At 64.9% G+C, this 23790-nt stretch carries 20 protein-coding genes and 2 tRNA genes; 16 read left to right on the forward strand and 6 right to left on the reverse strand.

The window, feature by feature from the left end; translation table 11 throughout:
• The first annotated feature begins 96 nt into the window (after positions 1–96).
• The 6 genes from AOA14_RS15390 to AOA14_RS15415 all read left to right on the forward strand — a co-directional run bounded on the left by AOA14_RS15390 (position 97) and on the right by AOA14_RS15415 (position 6492).
• Complete coding sequence (locus tag AOA14_RS15390) at positions 97–1731, forward strand: sensor histidine kinase (RefSeq protein ID WP_062902427.1); 1635 nt, start codon at positions 97–99, stop codon at positions 1729–1731.
• A 119-nt stretch (positions 1732–1850) separates the two neighbouring features.
• The gene (locus tag AOA14_RS15395; protein ID WP_238929673.1) at positions 1851–2792 is read left to right on the forward strand and encodes a polysaccharide deacetylase family protein; all 942 of its coding nucleotides are present in this window, start codon (positions 1851–1853) and stop codon (positions 2790–2792) included.
• 10 nt (positions 2793–2802) lie between these two features.
• Positions 2803–2878, forward strand: a tRNA-Ile gene (locus AOA14_RS15400).
• A gap of 60 nt (positions 2879–2938) precedes the next feature.
• Positions 2939–4414, forward strand: a complete 1476-nt coding sequence (locus AOA14_RS15405) for a M20 family peptidase (protein WP_062902429.1) — start codon at positions 2939–2941, stop codon at positions 4412–4414.
• Positions 4415–4452: 38 nt separating this feature from the next.
• Positions 4453–4529: transfer RNA gene (locus AOA14_RS15410), tRNA-Pro, on the forward strand.
• A 103-nt stretch (positions 4530–4632) separates the two neighbouring features.
• Positions 4633–6492, forward strand: a complete 1860-nt coding sequence (locus tag AOA14_RS15415; RefSeq protein WP_062902430.1) for a CshA/CshB family fibrillar adhesin-related protein — start codon at positions 4633–4635, stop codon at positions 6490–6492.
• Between the two features lie 114 nt (positions 6493–6606).
• Here the strand turns inward: AOA14_RS15415 and AOA14_RS15420 are convergent, their stop codons facing one another.
• Positions 6607–6858: a hypothetical protein gene (locus AOA14_RS15420; protein WP_003051737.1), complete on the reverse strand. Its 252-nt coding sequence runs from the start codon at positions 6856–6858 to the stop codon at positions 6607–6609.
• A 146-nt stretch (positions 6859–7004) separates the two neighbouring features.
• On the reverse strand, positions 7005–8366 hold the full coding sequence (locus tag AOA14_RS15425; protein ID WP_062902431.1) for a M28 family peptidase: 1362 nt from the start codon (positions 8364–8366) through the stop codon (positions 7005–7007).
• A 134-nt stretch (positions 8367–8500) separates the two neighbouring features.
• Between AOA14_RS15425 and ettA the strand changes: the two genes are divergently transcribed.
• The 3 genes from ettA (at position 8501) to AOA14_RS15440 (ending at position 11026) form a co-directional block, all read left to right on the forward strand.
• The gene (gene ettA, locus AOA14_RS15430) at positions 8501–10180 is read left to right on the forward strand and encodes an energy-dependent translational throttle protein EttA (RefSeq protein ID WP_003051732.1); all 1680 of its coding nucleotides are present in this window, start codon (positions 8501–8503) and stop codon (positions 10178–10180) included.
• A gap of 5 nt (positions 10181–10185) precedes the next feature.
• The gene (locus AOA14_RS15435; RefSeq protein WP_003051729.1) at positions 10186–10629 is read left to right on the forward strand and encodes a PaaI family thioesterase; all 444 of its coding nucleotides are present in this window, start codon (positions 10186–10188) and stop codon (positions 10627–10629) included.
• Between the two features lie 106 nt (positions 10630–10735).
• Positions 10736–11026 carry a hypothetical protein gene (locus tag AOA14_RS15440; protein WP_202988283.1) on the forward strand — a complete coding sequence of 97 codons (291 nt, stop codon included), beginning with the start codon at positions 10736–10738 and terminating at the stop codon, positions 11024–11026.
• A gap of 83 nt (positions 11027–11109) precedes the next feature.
• Here the strand turns inward: AOA14_RS15440 and AOA14_RS15445 are convergent, their stop codons facing one another.
• Both AOA14_RS15445 and AOA14_RS15450 read right to left on the reverse strand, forming a co-directional pair.
• Positions 11110–12453: a chloride channel protein gene (locus AOA14_RS15445; protein WP_062902433.1), complete on the reverse strand. Its 1344-nt coding sequence runs from the start codon at positions 12451–12453 to the stop codon at positions 11110–11112.
• Positions 12454–12501: 48 nt separating this feature from the next.
• Positions 12502–13140: a carbonic anhydrase gene (locus tag AOA14_RS15450; RefSeq protein WP_003051719.1), complete on the reverse strand. Its 639-nt coding sequence runs from the start codon at positions 13138–13140 to the stop codon at positions 12502–12504.
• Between the two features lie 36 nt (positions 13141–13176).
• On the opposite strand from AOA14_RS15450, the gene lipA reads away from it, so the two are divergent.
• Both lipA and AOA14_RS15460 read left to right on the forward strand, forming a co-directional pair.
• Entirely contained in the window at positions 13177–14130 is a 954-nt protein-coding gene (lipA, locus tag AOA14_RS15455; RefSeq protein WP_062902434.1) for a lipoyl synthase, read from the forward strand.
• 7 nt (positions 14131–14137) lie between these two features.
• Entirely contained in the window at positions 14138–14617 is a 480-nt protein-coding gene (locus tag AOA14_RS15460) for a type II toxin-antitoxin system RatA family toxin (protein WP_062902435.1), read from the forward strand.
• Here the strand turns inward: AOA14_RS15460 and AOA14_RS15465 are convergent.
• Complete coding sequence (locus AOA14_RS15465; RefSeq protein ID WP_040590758.1) at positions 14560–15117, reverse strand: CinA family protein; 558 nt, start codon at positions 15115–15117, stop codon at positions 14560–14562. The two genes, AOA14_RS15460 and AOA14_RS15465, sit on opposite strands and share 58 nt — an antisense overlap.
• Positions 15118–15120: 3 nt before the next feature.
• Complete coding sequence (ispF, locus tag AOA14_RS15470; protein ID WP_062902436.1) at positions 15121–16305, reverse strand: 2-C-methyl-D-erythritol 2,4-cyclodiphosphate synthase; 1185 nt, start codon at positions 16303–16305, stop codon at positions 15121–15123.
• Between the two features lie 97 nt (positions 16306–16402).
• Between ispF and dusB the strand changes: the two genes are divergently transcribed.
• The 5 genes from dusB (at position 16403) to ntrX (ending at position 23685) form a co-directional block, all read left to right on the forward strand.
• On the forward strand, positions 16403–17401 hold the full coding sequence (dusB, locus tag AOA14_RS15475; protein WP_062902437.1) for a tRNA dihydrouridine synthase DusB: 999 nt from the start codon (positions 16403–16405) through the stop codon (positions 17399–17401).
• On the forward strand, positions 17398–18501 hold the full coding sequence (locus AOA14_RS15480; RefSeq protein ID WP_062902438.1) for a two-component system sensor histidine kinase NtrB: 1104 nt from the start codon (positions 17398–17400) through the stop codon (positions 18499–18501). The genes dusB and AOA14_RS15480 overlap by 4 nt, the downstream gene beginning before the upstream one ends.
• A complete protein-coding gene (locus AOA14_RS15485; protein ID WP_062902439.1) occupies positions 18498–19919 on the forward strand; it encodes a sigma 54-interacting transcriptional regulator in 1422 nt (473 codons plus the stop codon). Before AOA14_RS15480 ends, AOA14_RS15485 begins: the two co-directional genes overlap by 4 nt.
• Positions 19920–20024: 105 nt before the next feature.
• Positions 20025–22316: a sensor histidine kinase gene (locus tag AOA14_RS15490; RefSeq protein ID WP_082819953.1), complete on the forward strand. Its 2292-nt coding sequence runs from the start codon at positions 20025–20027 to the stop codon at positions 22314–22316.
• Positions 22306–23685, forward strand: a complete 1380-nt coding sequence (gene ntrX / locus AOA14_RS15495) for a nitrogen assimilation response regulator NtrX (protein ID WP_003051693.1) — start codon at positions 22306–22308, stop codon at positions 23683–23685. Before AOA14_RS15490 ends, ntrX begins: the two co-directional genes overlap by 11 nt.
• Positions 23686–23790 lie beyond the last annotated feature (105 nt).

Here is a 23790-nt window from a genome sequence, read left to right on the forward strand (position 1 = left end):
GCAATTGTCCCACAATGTGACGTGGCGCCCTTACCCTCTTTCGTGAGCGATTGATTCACGCTAGCCGCTAAGCTTCCGCTAACCAACAAAACGGGAATGGGCTGGCCTCGCGTGACCGCTGACTCGATGATCGCGACCATCTTGCGGCAAGCGCCGGCGGACCGCCGTGCGAGCATCGCCGCGTGGCGCCAGCTCACCGATATTCTGGCGCAGCGCGGCAATCAACTGGATACGACCGATATACGCCGCGCCTTCCACGCGCTCGCGGTGCTGCGCCGCGATGTGCCTGAAAAGGTGCGGCGCGATTGCGCCGTTGCGGTGGCCCGCCATGGGCGCTTTGCGCCGCTGGTCGCCTTTTATGCGAATGATGTGCCGGCGGTATCCGCGACGATGCTGCGCCGTGCCCGGCTGGCCGAAGCGGACTGGTTGGCGATGCTGCCGACGACCGCCGCCACCGCGCGCTCGATCCTCGCCGGGCGCAGCGATTTGCCCGTGAGCGTGCGCCGCGCACTGGACAGTTTGGGAGCGGGATCGGTCGCGCTGCCGCAACCCGCGATCGCGGCCGCCGACGCGTCGGCAGCGGACGTCGTCGACAACGCACCTGCGAGCCAGATCAGCGAACTGGTACGGCGAATTGACAAATATCAGTCGTCGCGCAGCAAGCCCGCTCCGGCAAGGCCGCGCACGAGCTTCCTGTTTGAAACCGGGCCTGACGGCGTGATCCGCTGGGTCGACGGAATAACCCGCGGCGCGGCGATCGGTCTGTCCATCGCCGAGAGTGCCTTGGGCGGCGAGCCAGGGACCGATGGCGCCGCAGTGGGCGCGTTTCGGCAGCGTGCCGAAATCGTCAACGCCCGTATGGTCCTTGAAGGGTCGGCAGCCGACGCCGGCGAGTGGCGCTTTTCGGCGTTGCCCTGGTTCGATCCCGCGACCGGCCAGTTTTGCGGCTATCGCGGCACCGCTCGGCGGCCGCAGCACAACGAATTGCCTTATGGCCGCCCGGAATCGAGCGATTCGGGCGACTCTATCCGGCAGTTGATCCATGAACTGCGCAGCCCGCTCAATGCGATTTCGGGCTTTGCCCAGATTATTTCGGGACAGATGTTTGGTCCGGTCAGCGGCGCCTATCGCAAGATGGCCGATTCGATCATCGCCGACGCAGGCGCGGTTCAGGACATCATCGACGATCTTGAGGTCGCGGCACGTTCGACAGGGGTCGTCGAGACGAAGGCGAGCGACGAGGTCGCCGACCTTGCTACGGTGATGGCGCAGATCGAAGGCGACCTGGCGCCGCTGCTCGCCGACCAGCGGATCGACCTCAGCATTTCGCGCGTCGGCGGCCCCTTTCTGGCCCATGCCGACGATGCCAATTCGCGGCGGATGGTCGGTCGGCTGCTCACCGCACTCGTCGATATTTGCGAAGCCGGTACGACGCTTGTCGGGCAACTGGTTGCGGAGGCCGGTCCCGATGACATGCTGCAACTGCGCATCGTGCGTCCCGCGGCGATCCGCTTCGCATCGGCGGCCGATCTGCTTGATCCGGGCTTCAGTCCCGAGGGTGAGGCGCCCGGCGCCGCGATCCTCAGCCTCGGCTTTTCGTTGCGACTGGTCGACAGCCTGGCGCGCGGCGCCGGGGGACGACTCGATATCGGTCATAATGCCTTGACCTTGTATCTTCCCTCGGCCAACCCAAGGGCCGACACCGAACTAGGTGCCCAACACGGCGAATAGCCGAACCGCATAGGGGCGGGGTAAAGGGGAATAAGGTGGGTTCTGCGGCCAATATTCAGGCCTATCCTCCGGAATCCGGTCAAATTGCACTCAAGAACGGTGAGGCGCCGCGCTTTTGGGTGACGATCGATACCGAGGAAGATTTTGACTGGAACGGACCATTTTCGCGGACCGGTTTCCGGCTCGATTCGGTCCCCGCGCTGTCCGCCTGCCAATCCTATTTCGAACGGGCCGGGGTGCGTCCCATCTATCTCGTCGACTGGCCGATCGTGCAGGACGACCGGGCGGTCGCCATTCTAGCACCGGCGCTGGCGTCAGGCCGCTGCGACATCGGCGCGCAACTCCATCCCTGGGTCACGCCGCCGTTCGACGAGGCGGTGAATGACCGCAACAGCTACACCGGCAATCTCCCCGAAACACTGCAGCGCGCCAAGATGCAGACGCTCCGCGACGGCATCCGCGACCGGTTCGGCGCCGCGCCGCTCGCTTATCGTGCGGGGCGCTACGGGCTGGGACGCAGCAGCGCGACGATGCTAGCGGACCTCGGCTTTCGGCTCGACACGTCGGTCCGGTCGGGCTTCGATTACCGCCCCGGCCATGGTCCCGACTATCGCTGTGCGCCGCTCCGGCCCTGGTGGGTGGGGCAGGGCAGCGATGCCATTCTGGAAGTCCCGGTCACAACCGTCTTCGGGGGGGCGCTCGGCCGCCTTGGTCCGCCCGTCTATCACCGCGTCGCGCGCGATGGGCTGCGCGCCGGCGCCGCACTCGCGCGTCTGGGGCTCGTCGAACGCATCGCGCTGACCCCCGAAGGCATTCCTGCCGACAAGGCGTGCCGCGCGATCGACATCGCGATCGAACAGCGCCTGCCCATTCTCAACTTTTCGTTTCACTCGCCCTCGCTGCAACCGGGCAACACGCCCTATGTGCGCAGCGACGCGGACCTCGATCTCTTCTATCGCTGGTGGGACGTGGTGCTCGACCATCTGGCGCGGCGCGGCATCGTCGCAATCGACACCGACGGCATATTGGCAATGGCGACGCGCTCGGCTATCGCCCGCTGATCCCTCTCGGGGGCCTGTAGCTCAATGGTTAGAGCTGGCCGCTCATAACGGCTAGGTTGCGGGTTCGAGTCCTGCCGGGCCCACCATTTCCCTTGCAAATTGCAACCGGTCGCTGTCCATTGGGCCGAGTTGAAAGGGAGAGGGACATGGCAAGCAAGAAGACGATCCTGCTCGGCGGGCTGGCGGTCATCGTGGCGATCGGGGCTGTCGTGGGCGTGCGAACCGCGACCTTTGCGCCCAAGGACATCGCCGACGGCAGCAACGTGACGCTCGCGCCCGCGCCTACGTACGACCTGCAGGCCGCCGTCCGGCACCTCAGCGAAGCGGCCCAGATTCCGACCATCTCGCATCAGGATGCCGCCGACAACGACGGGGCGCAGTGGGACCGGCTGCACGGCTGGCTCGCGGCGAGCTATCCGGCGGCCCATGCGGCGATGACCCGCACCATCCTGCCGAACAAGACGTTGATCTACCAATGGCAGGGCAGCGATCCCGCCGCGGCGCCGATTATCGTCATGGCGCATCAGGATGTCGTGCCGGTGACCCCGGGGACCGAGAAGGACTGGAAATATCCGCCCTTCGCCGGGACGATTGCCGATAACGCGGTATGGGGCCGCGGCACCGTCGACGACAAGGGCTCGCTCGTCGGCCTGTTCGAGGCGATCGAGGCGCTGGCAGTGCAAGGTTTCAAGCCGAAGCGCAGCATCTACCTCGTCTCCGGCCACGACGAGGAAGCGGGTGGATCGGGTGCGATCGCCGCCGCGGCGCAGCTCAAGGCGAAGGGCGTCAAGGCGATCTTCACCATCGACGAAGGCAGCATCGTGCTCACCGACACGCCGGTCATCAACGGCCCGGCCATCCTGATCGGCGTCGGCGAAAAGGGCTATGGCACGCTTAAGGTCACGGCCAATGCGCCTGGCGGTCATAGCTCGATGCCGCCCGCGGAAACCGGGGTCGAGACGCTGGCCAAGGCGATCCTCGACATCACCGGCGATCCCTTTCCGATGGAATTGCGCGGCCCCGGTGCCTCGATGATCGAAGTGCTCGCCGCAAAGAAGGGCGGCGTCACCAAGATGGCGGTCGCCAACCAGTGGCTGTTCGGGCCGATACTCAAGCGCCAGCTTGACGGCTCGACCTCGACCGCGGCGGCGTTTCACACCACGATCGCGCCGACGATGCTCGAGGGCAGCCCCAAGGAGAATGTGCTGCCGCAATCGGCCAATGCGCTCATAAACTATCGCATCGCGCCTTGGAACCGGTCGTCCGACATCATGGCGCGGGCGAAGGCCGCGGTGGGCGATGCCAAGGTCGATCTCGCCTGGGTCAAGCCGCCGCGCGAACCGTCGCGCATCTCTTCGACGACGTCGCAGGGGTGGAAATGGATCGCCGCGGCAGCGCGCGCCGACGCGCCCGAGGCCGTGCTCAGCCCGATGCTTGTCGTTGGCGGCACCGACAGCCGCAGCATGGAGGGCGTGTCCGAGGACGTTTATCGCTTCATGCCGATGCACTTCACGCTGAAGGAATCGGCTATGATCCACGGCACCAACGAGCATATGGCCGTCGACAGCTTCAAACGTATGATCGATTTCTATGCGCGGTTGATCGCGACGTCAGCGGGATAGACTTGCGCCCCAAGCCTGTCTAAGGCGCCTTCCACGGTCGGGGAGTAGCGCAGCCCGGTAGCGCGCCTGCTTTGGGAGCAGGATGTCGCAGGTTCGAATCCTGTCTCCCCGACCAATGCTTCACCGCAGCGCCCCTCTGGCCGCGCGCGGCCATGCTTAACCCGCTGCTAAACAATCCGCTCTATGCTCGTGGGTCGAGATAGGGACCAGATATCGAGATGACCGGCGGCAGTCTGAAGAAACTGTTCGCGGCGCTGGCGGCGCTGTTTGCAGCACTATGCGCTGCGAGTCCCGCAATGGCGGCCAATTGCTATTACGCGACCGCTCAGGGATCGACCGGGCCCGCCGATTGGCAGACCTATTGCTGGCTCGACTTTACCGGTTACAGCGAAACGACGGCGCGATCGGCGTCCGGACAGAATTTTTCCTTCACCCTGTCCGACGGCACGGTGATGAGCTTCAACCTCAAGGTATCGGGGGCGGCGATGACCGCCGCTACATCGCCGTCCTGGTCGGGCAGTGCGGTCGGCAATACGGCTTTTCTTGGCATCGCCGGGCGTCCTATCATGTATCAGACCGCGGCCGGAACAACGACCATCGCAATCAGCAGCATCGCGCTGACGCCGCCCGCAGCCGGGACGATCAGCGCCTATATGTTTGTCGCCGCCGACGGCGAGTCGAGCAACGAAGGCGAATCGCTGCAGTTCCAGACCAATGGCGGCAACTGGCAGGAGCTCGATCGCGCCGGGCCGATCAGCGGCAGCACCTTTCCGACGACATCGGGGACGGGAACGAACAGCTTCACCGGAACGGGCGCCGCGGGAACCGTGGGTGCTTATATCATGGGGTCGACATCGCCGACGTCGGTGACCACGACTTTGGTAGGCGGGGGGCTGCAAGGCGCGATGTTCGCGGTGCGCTTCGCCTCGATCCGGCTGAACACGCAGATTTCGGGCGCACGCGCCAACCCGGCCGACCAGTTCACCTTTTCGGTCAACACGACGGGAACGGGATCGACGCTGGCAACGGGGACGTCGAGCGGCACCGGCCTTGGTCCCTTCACCTCGGCCGCGCTGTCGAGCTCGGCGGCGATCCCGCTGACGCTGAACCAGACGATGGCCGCCGGCAGCGTCAACAGCCTGTCGCATTATCGCTCGGTGCTGACCTGCACCAACACGGCAACCGGTTCGAGCACACCGCTGCCAACCAATGTCGTCACCACCGCCTATAATTTCGGATCGCTCCAGTTCGGCGATGCGGTGCAATGCACCTTTACCGAGACGCCTTATCCGCATCTGACATTGACCAAGGCTCTGGCAGCGTCCGGCCGTCAGTTCAGCGGCGACCAGTTCACGCTGACGATCGCGCAGGGTGCCACGGTGGTCGGCACCACGACCACGACGGGCAGCGGGGCGACCGTATCGAACGGCTCGACGCCGCAGGTACAGCTGAGCGCCGGCACGGCGTACAGCCTGTCGGAAGCGGCAGCCGGGACGACGACGTTGGGTCAGTATACGGCGACGATGAGCTGCACCAATGCGGCGACCTCTTCGACGGTCCTGCCGACAGCCGCGGGCGGCAGTGTGACGCCGCAAATGGGTGACGTGATCGCCTGCGTCATCACCAATACCAAGCGCGGATCGAACGCCACGCTGGCAATCGCCAAAAGTTCGACGCTGGTATCGGACCCGGTGAGCGGCACGGCGAACCCGAAGGCGATACCGGGCGCGATCGTTCGCTACAGCTTAACCGTCCAGAACAGCGGCCCGACTGCGACCGACAGCAACAGCGTGCTTATCGTCGACAGCTTGCCGGCGCAGATCAGCGTCGGGACCGCCGCGTCGCCGGTTTTCACCCAGGGGTCGCCGACGAGCGCGCTGACCTTCAGCGCCGCGAGCGATATCCGCTATTCCAATGCCGCAACCGCGCCAGCGAGCTTTGCCGCCTGCACCTATTCGCCGGTGGCCGCCTATGATCCTGCGGTGCGCTATGTCTGTCTGCGGCCGCAGGGCAGCATGGCGGGATCGACCGGCACGCCCACCAGCTTCACGCTGAGCATCGAGGGCCGGATCAACTGAGCTGGAGCGCGCACCCAGGCTGACAGAGGCGAAAAAGCAGCGCGCAAAGAAAAAGGCGGCCTTCCCGAAGGAAGACCGCCCTTTGTTTCGGTCATTGCCCCGAAGGGCTGTGACTTACTTCTTTTCTTCTGCCGTGGCAGCGGTCGCAGCCGAGTCAGCAGCGGCAGCGGCGGTGTCAGCAGCCATAGCAGCCGTGTCGGCAGCAGCAGCAGCCGAGTCAGCAGCCATAGCGGCGGTGTCCGCACCAGCTTCAGCAGCGGTGTCAGCAGCCGGAGCTTCGGTGGTCGCTTCTTCAGCAGCCTTTTCACCGCAAGCGGCGAGGGCGAACATGCTGGCAGCAACAGCGATAGCAGCAAACTTCTTCATGATGTGTGGGCTCCCTAAAATGCCATTCCGCGCTGGGGAAACTTTCCCGTCCCGCGAGCGGCGGGATTTAGACGTTCCGTACCAATCGTCAACAAAAATAATTGAGATGGCAGGCGCGCCCTGTTCTGATTACCCCGCGCTGTCCGTCATGGTAGCTCGGCATCGGCGCTATTTGCAAGCAGCCCGATCGTTACCGTCCAGGCGACCACATTTTGGCGGATTTGTGCGGGATCCACCTTGTCGAACGTGTCGTCGGGCGTGTGGTGGATATCGAAATAGCGTGTCCCATCTTGTTGCAGGTCGATGGTCGGCACCCCCGAATCGATCAGGGCGCCGACATCGGCGCCACCACCCGCAGGCAGCTTTCCGCGGGTGATTCCATAAGGCGCGAGTGAGGCGGCGATGCGGTCGGCAAGTCCGGCTGCGCTCTCGGGCAGCTTGAAATCGACGCGCCAGACGCGGTCGGCACCGAAATCCGACTCCATGGCAACGGCATGACGTTCCTTGCCATGGGCGTCGAAATAGGCCTTGCCGCCGAACACGCCGACTTCTTCGGCGCCGGCCCACAGGATGCGGATCGTTCGCCGCGGTTGGCCGGCGGCCATGATAAGCTTCGCTGCAGCCGTTATGATGCCGCAGCCCGCCGCATCGTCGATCGCGCCGGTGCCGAGGTCCCAGCTGTCGAGATGGCAGGCAATGATGACCGGGCTTGCCTTGGGATCGCTGCCGGGGACTTCGGCGATGACATTGCCGGACGGCTGATCGCCCAGTGTTTTCGGGGTCAGCAACAGCTTCAGCCGCAGCGGCTTGCCGTGCTGCCACTGCCGGACGAGCAGGTCGGCGTCGGGATTGGAGATGGCGCCTGCCGGGATCGGCGTGACACCGGCTTCGAAATTGGTCACGCCGGTATGCGGATTGCGATGGCTGTCGGTGCCGATCGATCGGATGACGATGGCGATGGCACCCTTTTTGGCGGCGGCGTTTGGACCGACGAAGCGCCCGCGTCCGAAATAGCCATAGCCGCTGCCGTCCTGCGCCGCCTTCATCTGGTTGTCGATGAAGACGATCTTGCCTTTGACCGCGGCATCGGGCGCGGCCTTCAGCGTGTCGAAGCTCGGGAAATAGGCGATGTCGCCCTCGATGCCGCCGGCACCGGTCGAGCCGCTGTTGCCCAGCGCGGCGATCGCGAGCTTCTGGGGGTGGAACGGTCCGGTGAGTTCGGCCGTCTCGGCGCCGCGGACCCAGACCGGCATGGCATAGGCTTCTTCACGAACATTGGCGAAGCCCATTGAACGCAGCCGTTCGACCGCCCATTTACGGGCAGCGGCCTCGGCTTCGGTCCCCGCCATGCGCGGTCCGATCTCGGTCGTAAGGTCTTCGGTGATCTTGAGCGCCGGGTCTTCGCCCGTTTGCGCCATCTCGACGGCGCTCGGCGCGGCAAAGGCGGCGGTGGACAAAAGACAGGCGGCGAGGCCGGTCAGGCGAGTGATGGTGCAGCGATGTGTCATGCCTCTGTCCTAACCAGCCAATACGCCCTGCCGCAAGCGTCGATTGCCAAGCGCGCGCCCATTCGCTAACCGGCCCGCGACCTCATTCTCTTCCGGCCGCGCGCTGCGCGGCTCAGCCAGTTTCGGAGCATTTCATGGCCGCCCAATATAGTTTCGTGATGAAGGGTCTGACCAAGACCTATCCCGGCGCGCAAAAGCCGGTGCTCAACGGCATCAATTTGCAATTCTATTCGGATGCGAAGATCGGCATCGTCGGCCCCAACGGCACCGGCAAGTCGACGCTGATGAAAGTCATGGCGGGCATCGACACCGATTTCACCGGCGAAGCGTGGCCGGGCGAGGGGATTACCCTCGGCTATCTGGCGCAGGAACCCGAACTCGATCCGACGAAGACGGTGAAGGAAAATGTCATGGACGGCGTCCGCCCCGTCGCCGACATGCTCGATCGCTTCAACGAGATCAGCGCGCTGATGGCCGATCCGCCCGAGGACGCCGACTTCGACGCGCTGATGACCGAAATGGGCGAGTTGCAGGAAAAGATCGACGCGGTCGACGGCTGGACGCTCGACAACCAGCTCGAAATCGCGATGGAAGCGCTGCGTTGTCCGCCGGGCGACTGGGGCGTCGAAAGCCTGTCGGGCGGTGAAAAGCGCCGTATCGCGCTGACGCGCCTGCTGCTCGAAAAGCCGTCGATCCTGCTGCTCGACGAACCGACCAACCACCTCGACGCCGAAAGCGTGGCTTGGCTCGAAAAGCATCTCGTTGATTATCCGGGCAACGTCATCCTCGTCACCCACGATCGCTACTTCCTCGACAATGTCGTGAACTGGATCCTCGAACTCGATCGCGGTCGCTATTTCCCCTATGAGGGCAATTATTCGACCTATCTGGAAAAGAAGGCGAAGCGCCTCGAACAGGAATCGCGCGAGGAAGCGGGCCGCCAGAAGGCGATCCGGGACGAACTCGAATGGATCCGGCAGTCGCCCAAGGCACGCCAGGCCAAGTCGAAGGCACGTATCAAGAGCTTCGACCAGCTCGTTGAAGCGCAGGAGAACCGCACCCCCGGCAAGGCGCAGATCGTCATTCAGGTGCCCGAACGTCTGGGCGGCAAGGTAATCGAGGTTCACAATGTCTCGAAGGCCTATGGCGACAAGCTATTGTTCGAAGATCTGTCCTTCACCCTGCCGCCGGGCGGCATCGTCGGCGTCATCGGGCCGAACGGCGCGGGTAAGTCGACGCTGTTCAAGCTCATCACCGGTCAGGAAACCCCCGACAGCGGCGAGGTCGTGATCGGCGACACCGTGCGCCTTGGCTATGTCGACCAGAGCCGCGATGCGCTCGACCCCAATAAGAATGTCTGGGAAGAAATCTCGGGCGGGCACGAACTGATGACGATCGGCAAGCATCAGATGCAGACCCGCGCCTATGTCGGCGCCTTCAACTTCAAGGGCGGCGACCAGCAGAAGAAGGTCGGCATGCTGTCGGGCGGCGAACGCAACCGCGTTCATATGGCAAAGATGCTGAAGGAGGGCGGCAACGTCCTCCTGCTCGACGAACCGACCAACGACCTCGACACCGAAACGCTCGCGGCGCTCGAAGAAGCGCTCGAAAATTTCGCCGGCTGCGCCGTGGTCATCAGCCACGACCGCTTCTTCCTCGACCGTCTGGCGACCCACATCCTGGCGTTCGAGGGCAACAGCCACGTCGAATGGTTCGAAGGCAATTTCGAAGCCTATGAGGAGGACAAGATCCGCCGCCTCGGCGACGAAGCGACGCGCCCGCACGCGACGACCTACAAGAAGCTGTCGCGCTAAAAATCGTGGCGGGGGAGGCGCCTATCTCGGCGAGCGCGATCCGCATGGATGCGGACGCGCTCAACGCCTTCATGGCCGAAGCCTTCCCCCACTCCGAACCGGGGTCGCGTGGCCATGTCGTTGCGGCCGCGCCGGGCCATATCCAGGCGCGCATCGATCCCAACGACAAGGCGCTGCGCCCCGGCGGGCTGATTTCCGGCCCGACGCAGATGGGCTTTGCCGATATGGCCGCCTACGCCCTCGTCCTCGCCCATATCGGCCCCGTCGCGATGGCGGTGACGAGCGCGCTCAACTATCAGTTCCTGCGCCCGTGCCGACCGGGCCCGGTCATGGCCGACGCCTATATGCTGCGCCTTGGCAAGCGGCTCGCGGTGATGGATGTCCGCGTGTGGACCGACGATCCCGACAAGCCGGTCGGACAGGCGAACGTGACCTACGCCATTCCCTAGGCGGGCGTGCATCCTGGCAAATGGCCGGTTACGACCAATTGTTGCCGCTTAAGGCGAATTGTTCGGCCGCCATTGCAGACATTGTCGAGGTATGAGATTAGCAGCTATGGGCGCTCTCTATTCCATCACATTCGACCCGAGAAGCGGCAGACCTATTCCCCCTATGTGGTGGAAACTCGTTCCGTTCTTTACAGTTCAGGCTTGGGTTGTGGCCGCCCTGATGGCATTTGCGGTCGGCCTAGCCATTCGTGATGGCCAGACAGATTGGATCGTCGGGCCGTCTGTCGCCGGGGTGGCGGTATTGCTGTTCACTTATTGGCACCGAGCGTGCATTGCCCGAGCAAAGCTTCACTTTGCCGATCTGATTGCGAGATACGAATCTGCGCTGTCACAATAAGGCGATGTCAGCTTTGACGGTCCGATTATTCCATAGCTGCCGGTCGCCTTCCCACCCCAAAGCCGCCACCTGGCGCCCGGAATTTAGCCCTCCGATGGCGCCGCTGTTGCTTTCTGCTTCGTCGGCATCATCCGCTTCGACAGCCCATGATAGAGGCGGGTGGGGCAGACCTGCGCGCTTGTCCAGTCGGCGATCAGCGCCGTCGCGAACAGCGACAGGATCACGCCGCGCGCGGCGGTCGCCTCGATCAGGATGATGACGGCGGTCAGCGGCGCGCGCACGACCCCGACGAAATAGGCGACCATGCCCATCATCACCACCGCGCCGGTCGGGCTGTCGGGGAAGGCGGGCGTCAACAAATTGCCGAACCCGGCGCCGACCGCGAGCGAGGGCGCGAAAATGCCGCCCGGCGCGCCGCTCAACGTCGAGGCGAGCGCGGTCACGAACTTGGCGGGAAAGAACCACAGCTTGCCGTGGTTGCCTTCGACCAGGAATTTGGTGACGTCGTAGCCGGTGCCCCACGTCGCGCCGCCGGTCGCGATGCTCACCCCCGCGACGACGAGGCCGCAAACGGCTGCGAAAAGGATCGGGCGCGCCGCCGCCTTGCGCGCCCAGCCGGCGGACCGGTCGCTCGCCGCCAGCACGATCCGCGCAAAGAGCCCGCCGGCCAGGCCGCCGCCGATCCCCGCGATTGGCGCGATCAACAGCACGTCGGCCACGGGGAGCGTTTCGCGCATCGCGCCGAAATAGACATAGTCGCCCGCCACCGACAGGCTGACGAGACCGGCGATCATCACCGCCCCCATCGTCAGCACCGCGACGCGCTGTTCATAGGCGGATGCGAGTTCCTCGATTGCGAAAGCGATCCCGGCGAGCGGCGTGTTGAAGGCTGCGGCGACCCCCGCGGCACCGCCGGCGATGAACACCCCGGCGGAAATGCGGACCTTGAGCAGCCGATGCATCGCGACCATGATCGCCGCGCTGACCTGAACCGTCGGCCCCTCGCGTCCCACCGATCCGCCCGCGGCGAGCGTCGTCAGCGTCAGCGCAAGCTTGGCAAAGGCGGTCTTGAGCGACACCAGCGGGCCGTCGGCCGCCTGATCGGGATAGCGACCCGCCGCGATGATCTGCGGAATGCCCGACCCGCGCGCGTCGGGGACATAGCGGTTGGTCAACCAAACGATCAGCGCGAATACCGATGGCGTGATGAGCAGCGGCAACCACCAGGCGACCGCCGATATCTGAAAGATCAGCCGCTGAACCTTGTCGCCCGCCGCTGCAAAGACGAGGGCAACGAAGCCGAGCAGCAGCGCCCCGCCCACCATCGCGACGCGCCGCCGGATATCGACGACCTCGCTGCGCGCGCGCCGGCCGGCGCGCAACTGCCACAGACGCATCCAGCGCGGCAGGTTGGGCTTGGAGAGCATGGCGCGCCTGTTGGACCCCCGCGCGGGGGAGCGCAACCCCTGGCGGGGTCAGGCGGGCGAAAATTCTCCAGTTTTTTCATCGAGAATGTGGAGAACGCCGTCGCTGATCGCAAAAAAGGCGCCGCGCAGCCGCAACGTGCCGCGCTTTTCCTTCTCCTCGATGCACGGGAAGGTGCGCAGATTGTCGAGGCTGACCTTCACCCCCGCCATCTCCATCGCACGGCCCGCTACGCGATTGTCATAGTCGGGATGCGCCGCACGCACGTCGGCGCTCGCATCGTCGAGCAGCGCGATCCAGTCGGCGATGAAACCGCCGCGGCCCGGTTCGGCACCCTCCATCGTCCGGTGCAGCGCCGCGTGGCAGCCGCCGCACATCCCGTGGCCCATCACGACAATTTCCTCGACCTTCAGAAACTGCACCGCAAATTCGAGCGCGGCCGATACGCCGTGACGGCCCGGCGTCGTTTCAAAGGGCGGGACGAGCGCGGCGACATTGCGCACGACGAATATCTCGCCCGGATTGGTGTCGAATATCTGCGACGGTTCGACGCGGCTGTCCGAACAGGCGATCACCATCACCTTCGGCGACTGGCCCTCGGCCAATTCATCCCACCGGTCGCGCTGTTGCTGCCAGCCGGTGGCGCGGAAACGGCGATAGCCGTCGATCAGTTCTGCAAAGCGAGTCATGACGCGCGCTTTAGCACAGGATGGACGGTTGAGAAGATGTGCGTGTGCGCCTATGTGGGCGCCATGAACGCTCCGCTGCAAAAACCGTCCGATCGCGCCCGCAAACCCGACTGGATTCGCGTCAAGGCGCCGACCAGCCCCGGCTATGCCGAAACACGCAAGCTGATGCGCGATCTCAATCTGCATACGGTGTGCGAGGAAGCGGCCTGCCCGAACATCGGCGAATGCTGGACCAAAAAGCACGCGACGGTGATGATCCTCGGCGATACCTGCACGCGCGCCTGCGCCTTCTGCAACGTCAAGACCGGCATGCCGCGCCCCGTCGATCTGCTCGAACCCGAACATACGGCGGCCGCGGCGGCGAAGATGGGGCTGACCCATATCGTGATCACCTCGGTCGACCGCGACGACTTGCCCGATGGCGGCGCCAGCCAGTTCGTCAAGGTGATCGAGGCGCTGCGCCGCGAAACGCCGCAGACGACGATCGAGATTCTGACCCCCGATTTCCGCAACAAGCCCGACGATGCCGTCGCCGCGATCGTCGATGCGCGGCCGGACGTCTACAATCACAATCTGGAGACGGTTCCGCGGCTCTATCCGACGATCCGTCCCGGCGCGCGCTATTATGCGTCGCTCCGCTTGCTCGAAAGCGTCAAGCGCCGCGATCCGTCGATCTTCACCAAATCGGGCATCATGCTCGGGCTCGGCGAAGAGCGGATGGAAGTGCATCAGGTGATGGACGACATGCGCAGCGCCGACATCGACTTCATGACGATGGGGCAATATCTCCAGCCGACCCCCAAGCATACGAAGGTGATCGACTTCGTGACGCCGCAGGCGTTCGATGCCTATGCCCAGATCGCCCGCGCCAAGGGCTTCCTGCAGGTCGCTTCTTCGCCGCTGACGCGGTCGAGCTATCATGCGGGCGACGATTTCGCGAAGATGCGCGCCGCGCGCGAAGCCCAGCTCGCGCGCGCCAAGGTGGACTGACGCCGCATTGCCGAGGCATCACGAAACGCGCGAGCTGCCCTATAGCGCCGAACAGATGTTCGCGCTCGTGACCGATGTCGCGCGCTATCCCGAATTTCTGCCGTGGGTGGTCGCGCTGCGTGTCCGCGCCGACAGCGATCGCGAGGCGGTGGCCGACATGATCGTCGGCTTCAAGGGATTGCGCGAAAGCTTTTCGTGCCGCGTCCACAAGCGCGCGCCCGACAAGGTGGTCGTCGATTATATCGACGGCCCGATGCGCCACCTCAACAATGAATGGCATTTCACGCCGCTCGACGGCGGCGGGTGCAAGGTCGACTTCATGGTCGATTTCTCGTTCCGCAGCCGCGTCTTCGAGGCGCTGGCCGGGCAGATGTTCGACAAGGCGCTCCGCAAGATGATCGCGGCGTTCGAAATGCGCGCCGATGCGCTTTACGGTGCGGGAAGCGTGACATCCTCCGACGGACGCAGCGCGTCCTTGTCGGGCTGAAGCAGGTCGAGCGCGAACATCGTCGCGTGATGGCGGATCGTCGCGCGATCGGTCGAATCGAACTGCACCCGCTGGGTGAAATAATCATCGGGATCCTGGCCGCGCAGCGCGCGCGCAAACACGACGATGCCCACCGGTTTCTTATCCGATCCGCCGCCGGGACCCGCGATGCCGGTGATCGATACCGCAACGTCGGCATCGCTGTTCGCCAGCACGCCCGCGGCCATGGCCCAGGCGGTCGCCAGCGACACCTCACCGAAGGTTTCCAGAATTTCGCTGCTGACGTCGAGCTGGCGCTTCTTGGCGTCGGCCGAATAGGTAATGAATCCGGCGCTGAAGACATCGGAACTACCGGGAATGTCAGTGAGCGCCACCGACACCATGCCGCCGGTGCAGCTTTCGGCGATGGCAACGCGGCGCCCCGCCGCGCGATTGGCGGCAAGAACGGACGTGGCGGCTTCTTCGCGCGCGGTCTGGCGCGTTTCGACGGCGGACGGCAAGGTTCAATTCTCCGGAAGTTCTAAAGTCGCGATGGCCTGTGCGGCGATCCCTTCGCGGCGGCCCGTAAAGCCCAGCCGCTCGGTGGTTGTTGCCTTCACACTAATGGTTTCAATCGAAATCGCAAGAATTTCGGACAGGCGCGCGCGGATCGCGGCGCGATGCGGGCCGATTTTCGGCGCTTCGGCGATGATCGTCAGATCGACATGGGCGATCCGTCCGCCCCGGGCCGCGACCCGTTCGGCGGCAAAGGTCAGGAAGTGCCATGACGCCGCCCCGCGCCATTGCGGATCGCTCGGCGGGAAATGGTCCCCGATATCGCCATCGGCCAGCGCGCCGAGGATCGCGTCGGTCAGCGCGTGGAGCGCGACATCGGCATCGCTATGCCCTTCAAGCCCATGACTATGCGCGATTTCAATCCCGCCGATCCACAGCGGCTTGTCGGGAACAAGGCGGTGAACGTCATAACCCATGCCGACGGCTGTACGCATCGCGGCTTTGCCTCCTCCGAGCAGGGCGGACAGAATGATGAGATCGTCGGCATAGGTCAATTTGTGCAGCCGCGCGTCGCCCGGAACCGTTGCCACAGCATGACCAAGCCGGCGGACGAGTTGCGCATCGTCGGTCGCCGCCTCGTCGCCGGCACCCGCGTGAGCACGGCGCAGCGCACCGAGCCGGAAGGCCTGCGGCGTCTGGACGCGCGCGAGTCGGCTGCGGTCGGTGACGTCACCCGCCACCCCGTCAACCCCGGTTATCAGCGTATCGGGAACGGGCAGCGTCGGCGTCGCCGCGACAGCCCCCTCCGCAACGGCGGCGAGCAGCCGGTCGATTACCGCCGCCGAAACGCCGGGGCGCGCCGCATCATGGACGAGGAGGATCGCATCGTCGCTCCAGTCGGCCAGTGCGCCCAGCGCATTCGCGACCGACTGCTGGCGTTCGATGCCCGGCGCAGCGGTCGTCCAGCTGGCGGGCAGGGGGCCTGCCGCCGCCACGACGTCATCATCGCCGACGAGCACGCCCGCACCGATGGCCGGGTGCGCGGCGAACGCATCGAGGCTCCAGCGCAGCACGGATTTGCCGCCGATCGGGACAAGCTGCTTGGGACGCCCAAAGCCCGCGCGCGCGCCGACGCCGCCGGCGAGCAGCACGACAGCGACGGAGCCGGACGGCAGGGGCGCGGAGTCGGTCATGACGCGCGCCGGTTAGCGCAGCCGCGGCTTGCGGAAAAGCGCCTTAGCGTGTAGTGGCTGCACAAAATTTAGGCAATTCCAACGAAAGCTCCCCGTTATGGCGCCGCTCCGGCCCATCCAGATCGGCAATATCACCATCGCGGATCCCGTGATCCTCGCGCCGATGACAGGCGTCACTGATCTGCCGTTCCGCAAGATCGTCCGCTATTACGGATCAGGGCTCAACGTCACGGAGATGATCGCGAGCCAGGCCGCGATCCGTGAGACGCGGCAATCGATCCAGAAAGCTGCCTGGGATCCGGTCGAGGAACCCGTTTCGATGCAGCTTGTCGGCTGCACGCCTTATGAAATGGGCGAGGCCGCGAAGCTCAATGAAGAGCGCGGCGCGGCGATCATCGACATCAACATGGGCTGTCCGGTGCGCAAGGTCACCAACGGCGATGCCGGATCGGCGCTGATGCGCGATCTCAAGCTGGCTGCGGCGCTGATCGAAGCCTGCGTCAAGGCGGTCAGCGTGCCGGTGACGGTCAAGATGCGCATGGGCTGGGACCATGACAGCCTCAACGCCCCCGAACTCGCGCATATCGCAGAGGATCTCGGCGCGAAACTGGTTACCGTCCACGGCCGCACACGCAACCAGATGTATCGCGGCAGCGCCGACTGGGCCTTCGTGCGCCGGGTCAAGGATGCAGTATCGATCCCGGTGATCGTCAATGGCGACATCTGTTCGGTCGACGATGCGCGCTCCGCGCTCGATCAGAGCGGCGCCGATGGCGTGATGATCGGCCGCGGCGCCTATGGCCGGCCGTGGTTGCTGGGGCAGGTGATGGCGGCGCTGCGCGGCGAGGGCGAGCGCCCCGACCCTGGCATCGATGAACAATATGACGTCATTACATCGCATTATCGGGCGATGATCGACCATTACGGCGAAATGACCGGCGTCAATATGGCGCGCAAGCATCTCGGCTGGTATGTAAAGGGGCTCCACGGTTCGGCGGAATTCCGCAACCGCGTCAACCAGATCCCCGACAGCAAGGGCGTACTCGATGCGCTCGAGGAATTTTACGCGCCCTATCTGAGCAAGGCGGCTGCGTGAGCGCGTTGACGTCGAGCATCCCGACGTTCGACCATGACGAAATCATCCAGTCGCATCCGGTCGCGACGCTGCTGATCGACCGCGGGGCCGTCGTCCTGTTTGTCAACGCGGCCGCCGAACAGCTTTGCAATATCAGCCGGTCGGCGATGGTCGGGCGCGTCGTCTATGACGTCATCGGCATGGACCGCGGCTATCGTCAGCGCATGAACGATCCCGACACCTCGGCATTGTTCGCCCATCGCGCCGAAATCCGCATCGGCGGCGGCAAGTCGATCTTCGTCGATATGCAGATGGTGCCCTATGGCAGCAACGGGCACCGCATCCTCGCGCTCGTTCCGTCGCAAAGCGAAGCCGAACTGATGGGCGGCGCGATCGGACGGTCGGGCCGTGCGGCGGGGGCCGCCGCTTCGATGCTGGCACACGAAATCAAGAATCCGCTCGCCGGGATCAAGGGCGCCGCGCAGCTTCTCGCGCGCAAGACCGATGCAAGCGGCGAACGCTTCACGACGCTGATCTGCGCCGAGGTCGACCGGATCACGACGCTGATCGACCAGATGGAGCATTTTTCGCGCGGGCAGCCGATCGCCTGCACGCCGATCAACCTCTATCAGCCGATCCATCAAGCGCTGGAGGCGGTGCGCGCGCGGCAATTGCCCGGGGTCCGCTTTTCAGAGGATTTCGACCCTTCGCTGCCGATGGTGCAGGGCAACCATGACGCCATGGTCCAAATATTGCTGAACCTCGTCACCAATGCCGGCGAGGCGCTCGGCGGGCGTGACGATGGCGTCATCCGCATCGCCACGGCCTATCGCCACGGCCTGTCGATCGACAATGGCGACGGTCGCGGCCGCATTGCGCTGCCGATCGAGGTCAGCGTCAGCGATAATGGCCCCGGCGTGCCCGCCGACATCCGCGACGACCTGTTCGACCCGTTCGTGACGACGAAGCGCGAGGGCAGGGGACTCGGTCTCGCGCTCGTCGCGAAGCTCGCGCGCGACATGGGCGGCACCGTCCAGCATGTCCGCGATGGCGAGTGGACGCGCTTTCGCGTCAATCTGCCCGCCGCACAGTCATCGGCGCGCAAGGAGCCGCGGCCATGACCACCGACAAGACGATCCTGCTGGTCGAGGACGATCCCGCGATCTCGCTCATCATCCGCGAGACGCTGGATGACGAATGCGCCCTGTTCGCCGCGGTCGGCAGCATCGCCGAGCGTAATGCCTGGCTCGCCGATCATCGCCCCGACCTCATCATCACCGACGTCGTCCTGCCCGACGGCGACGGCATCGATTCGCTGCCCGGCGCGGGCGTGGCGCCCGAAACACCGGTGATCGTTCTCTCGGCGCAGAACACGCTCGACACCGCGGTCCGCGCGCAGGGGATCGGCAGCTACGACTATCTGCCCAAGCCCTTCGATCTCGAGGAGTTGACCGCCAGCGTCCGCGCCGCCCTGGCACGGGGCCGGCAACCGCTCGGCAAGGTCGACGCGGCCGAAACCGACAGCCACGGGCTGATCGGCCGCGCCCCGGCGATGCAGGCGGTATATCGCACCATCGCGCGGCTCGCCTCGAACGACCTTGCTGTCCTGATCCTCGGCGAATCGGGGACGGGCAAGGAGGTCGTCGCGCGCGCGATCCATGCGACGGGCCTGCGCCGCAATGGCCCCTTCGTCGCGATCAACATGGCCGCGATCCCGCGCGAACTGATCGAGGCCGAATTGTTCGGCCACGAAAAGGGCGCCTTCACCGGCGCACACAGCCGAAGCGCCGGGCGGTTCGAACAGGCGTCGGGCGGAACCCTGTTCCTCGACGAAATCGGCGACATGCCGCTCGAGGCACAGACGCGGCTGCTGCGCGTCCTGCAAACCAACGAATATTCGACCGTCGGCGGCAGTCAGGCGCTGAAAGCCGATGTCCGCGTCGTCGCCGCGACCCACCGCGAGATGCGCAGCCTCGTCGCCGAGGGGCGCTTCCGCGAAGATCTTTTCTATCGCCTCAACGTCATTCCGGTCAGCCTGCCGCCGCTGCGCGACCGGCGCAGCGACATCGCCGCGCTCGTCCGCCATTTCGTCGATACCGGGCGCCAGTCGGGGCTGCCCGACCGCGAATTCGCGCCCGAGGCGATGCAGTTACTCGAACGCCACGACTGGCCAGGCAATGTTCGCGAACTCGGCAATGTCGTCCAGCGTCTCGCCATTCTGGCGCGCGACACCGTCGTCACCGCCCGCGATGTCGAGACGGTGCTGCGCGAAAGCGGCGGCATGGCGCCCGCCTTCACCGCGCCGGCGGACCTGATCGCGCACGCGGTCGACGATTGGGTGCGCGAACGGCTGGCGGGTACCGACGGCGACGGCGCCATCCACAGCGACCTCGAAGCCATCGTCGAAGCCGCGTTGTTCCGCCGCGTGCTGCGCGAAGTGCGCGGCAACCAGCTCGAGGCAGCCCGACGGCTCGGGATCAACCGCAACACGCTGCGCAAGCGATTGGGGCAACTCGACATCGATCCCGCGCATCCCTAGGCGCCGCATCGCACGCGCTCCCGTTGACCGGAAAAGCACACTTATCGGCGCGCCGGCGCATATTGTGTGTTTTCTATGCAACAGGATTGTCGTATCGCGGCCACAATGACGCAGCCTTTCCCCTCGGCTCTTGACGGCGAACCCGGTGATACGGACGCGCGGAGCGGCTGGTGGCGGTTCGGCGCGCCCGAATATTATACGCTCGCCCTGATCGCGAGTGTTGCGATCGGCACCTATATCTTCGTCACCGGCGACGCGCAGAGCGAGCGTTTGCTGACCCCGGCACTCGTCGCGGCGATCATGGTCGCCAATCTCGTTCCCGCGATGGCGCTGATCGTGCTGATCGGCAGCCGCGTGGCCCGTGCGCGCGCCGAACGCACGATGGACGGCGGCAACGGGCGGCTGCATGTGCGTCTCGTGGCGCTGTTTTCCTTGATCGCTGCAACGCCGACGCTGCTCGTGGTGATCTTCGCCTCGCTGCTGTTCCAGTTCGGGGTCGATTTCTGGTTCTCGGACCGCTCGCGCGGCATGTTCGAAAATGCCGCCAGTCTGGCGCAGGGATATTATCAGGAAAATCAGCGCGAAGTCAGCGCCAACACCTTCGCAATGGCTAAGGATTTGAGCGACCAACTCGGCCGCGTTGCGATCGATAGTCCCGAATTTTCCGACTATTATTTCCAGCAGGTTGTGGTGCGCAGCCTGAACGAATCCGCGATCATCGAGATCGGAACCGACGGCATTCCGCGCACGGCCGCGATGATCGACCCCGACAAACGCGCAGTCGAAAGCCGCCTGACGCCTGCGACGGTCAAACGCCTCGACGCCGGCGAACAGGTCGTCGTGAATGTTCAGCCCGACCGCATCGAAGCCGTGACAAAACTTCCGCGCCAGCCGCGGGCTTATGTCTATGCGTCGCGCGACGCCAATGTGCCGGGGTTCCAACAGTCGATGCGCGCCAGCACCGTGCTCGCCGACTATAACGATCTGTTCCAGCGATCGCAGCAGCTCCAGCTCCAGTTCAACGGCGCGCTCTATCTCGGCTCGCTTCTGTTGCTCGCGCTTGCAGTTGTCGCTGCGATCGTTGTCGCCGACCGCATCACGCGGCCGCTCGGCACATTGATCGTCGCGACGCGCACCGCGGCGAGGGGCGATCTGTCGGTGCGCGTCACGCCGCCGGCCCGCGACGACGAGATTGCCGTGCTGACGCGCGCCTTCAACCGCATGACCGAGCAGCTTGAGGGGCAGACGAGCGCGCTCGTCAACGTCAATGAGCAGCTCGAAACGCGGCGCAGCTTTATCGAGGCAGTGCTGAGCGGCGTCTCCTCGGCGGTCGTCTCGGTCGATGCGCAGCATCACATTCTTCTCGCCAATGCCGCCGCCGAAAGCCTGATCGGGCAAAGCGCCGAGACCTTGACCGGGCGACCCCTCGGCGATGTCGCGCCCGAACTGGCCGCGCTCCTGAGCGGCGGGGAGCAGGAAGGGATCGTTCAGCTGGCCCGCCGCGATGCCGAACCCGCGACGCTCGCGGCCAAGGCGGTCGCGCAAGGCGACGGCTTCGTGCTGAGCTTCGAGGACATCACCCAGCAGCTGCTCGATCAGCGCCGCGCCGCCTGGTCCGACGTCGCGCGCCGCATTGCGCATGAAATCAAGAATCCACTGACCCCGATCCAGCTCGCCGCCGAACGCTTGCAGCGCCGCTTCGGTGAAAAGGTCGAGGGCGATGCCGCAACCTTCCGCAAGCTGACCGACACCATCGTGCGGCAGGTCCACGATATGCGCCGCATGGTCGACGAATTTTCCAGCTTTGCGCGAATGCCGAAGCCCACCTTCGGGGTCGAGGATATCCGCGACATCCTGCGTCAGGCGGTGTTCCTGTTCGAGGTCGCGAAGCCCGACATCATATTCAGCGTCAAGACGCCGAACGAGATCGAGCCGCTCGTCTGCGACCGCCGCCTGCTATCGCAAGCGCTTACGAACATCGTCAAAAATGCGGTTGAGGCCATCGAGGAAAATACGAAAAAATCGGATGGCCCGGTTTCGGGCCATATCCGCGCCGAACTCGACATCGGCCCGCAGGATGCGGTGGTCATCCGCGTCACCGATGATGGCATCGGGCTGCCCGAGGCGCGCGACGCGATCGCTGAACCCTATATGACCACGCGGCAGGGCGGGACGGGGCTCGGCCTTGCGATCGTCAAGAAGATCGTCGAGCAACATTATGGCGAGCTTGAATTTTCGGATAATCCGGAAGGGCGGGGGACGCAGGTCACGCTGACGCTGCACGCCGATCGCCTGCGGCCATTGGCGGGCAAGGGCGGGGGAGTTCCAACAGGGCAGATTGAATCGGTGCCGGGGCGCATCAGAAACCGGCAGGACAGAGAAGAACATGGCGCTTGATATTTTGATCGTCGACGACGAACGCGACATTTGCGAACTGGTCGCCGGCGTCATGGAAGACGAAGGCTATGAAGCGCGCACCGCTTCCGACAGCGATGCCGCGCTCGAAGCGATCCGCCAGCGGCGCCCGTCGCTCGCGCTGGTCGACGTGTGGCTGCAGGGGTCGCGGCTCGACGGATTGGGGCTGGTCGAGGCGATCAAGGAATTCGACCCGACGCTGCCGATCATCGTCATTTCGGGCCATGGCGGTCTCGACACCGCCGTCGCGGCGATCCGCCGCGGCGCCTACGACTTCATCGAAAAGCCGTTCGAGGCCGAGCGTCTGTTGCACCTCGTCGCGCGCGCGACCGAAAGCGAACGGCTGAAGTTCGAATATGAACAGCTTCGCGAAAAGGCCGGTCCCGCCGACGAACTCACGGGCAGCAGCACCGCAATCAACAATGTCCGCGCGACGCTGAAACGCGTGGCGGGAACCGGCAGCCGGGTGCTCGTCACCGGCGCTCCCGGCGTCGGCAAGGAGGTTGCGGCGCGCGTCCTCCATGGCTGGAGCGGGCGACAGAATGCGCCGTTCCGCGTCATCTCGTCGGCCCGGATGGACCCCGAAACGGTCGAGATCGAATTGTTCGGGTCGGAAAGCGACGACGGGGCGATCCGCGTCGGTCTGCTCGAACAGGCGCATGGCGGGACGCTCTTCCTCGACGAAGTCGCCGACATGCCGCTGACGACGCAGGGCAAGATCTTGCGCGTCCTGACCGACCAGAGCTTCACGCGTGTCGGTGGGCGAACGATGATCCGCGTCGATGTGCGCATCATTTCGGGCACCGCGCGCGACTTGATGAGCGAAATCGCCGAAGGGCGCTTTCGCGAAGATCTCTATTACCGCCTCAACGTCGTGCCCGTGCATATTCCGCCGCTGCGCGAGCGGCGCGACGATATTGCGAGCCTCTGCGACCATTTCGTCGGCCGTTATGCCGCCGAACGGCGCGTGCCACCGCCCGAGATCAGTTCGGAGGCGATGGCGGCGCTCCAGGCGCATGAATGGCCCGGCAACGTGCGCGAATTGCGCAACGTGATCGAGCGGGTGATGATCCTCGCGCCGAGCGATCGGCTCGGCCGGATCGATGCCGATATGCTGCCCTCCGAACTGGTCCGCGGCGGCACCGATATTCTGCCCAACAGCGAATCGATCACCGCGATTCCGCTCAAGGAGGCGCGCGAGAATTTCGAACGCGAATATCTGCGCATCCAGATCAATCGCTTCTCGGGAAATATCTCGCGCACCGCAGCCTTTATCGGGATGGAGCGTTCGGCTCTCCATAGAAAGCTGAAGCTGTTGGGATTGACCGAGAATCAGGACGGCGAAGGGTAGTGGCTTTACCCTAGACCTGATCCGCTCTTTGCCGCATATTGCGGCTGCGAAGACGACAAGGGGCTCATCGTCGGCGCATCGAACCCGCGGCTCGGCCGCCAAAAA

Source organism: Sphingopyxis terrae subsp. terrae NBRC 15098 (assembly GCF_001610975.1).
GTDB classification, from domain to species: Bacteria; Pseudomonadota; Alphaproteobacteria; order Sphingomonadales; family Sphingomonadaceae; genus Sphingopyxis; species Sphingopyxis terrae_A.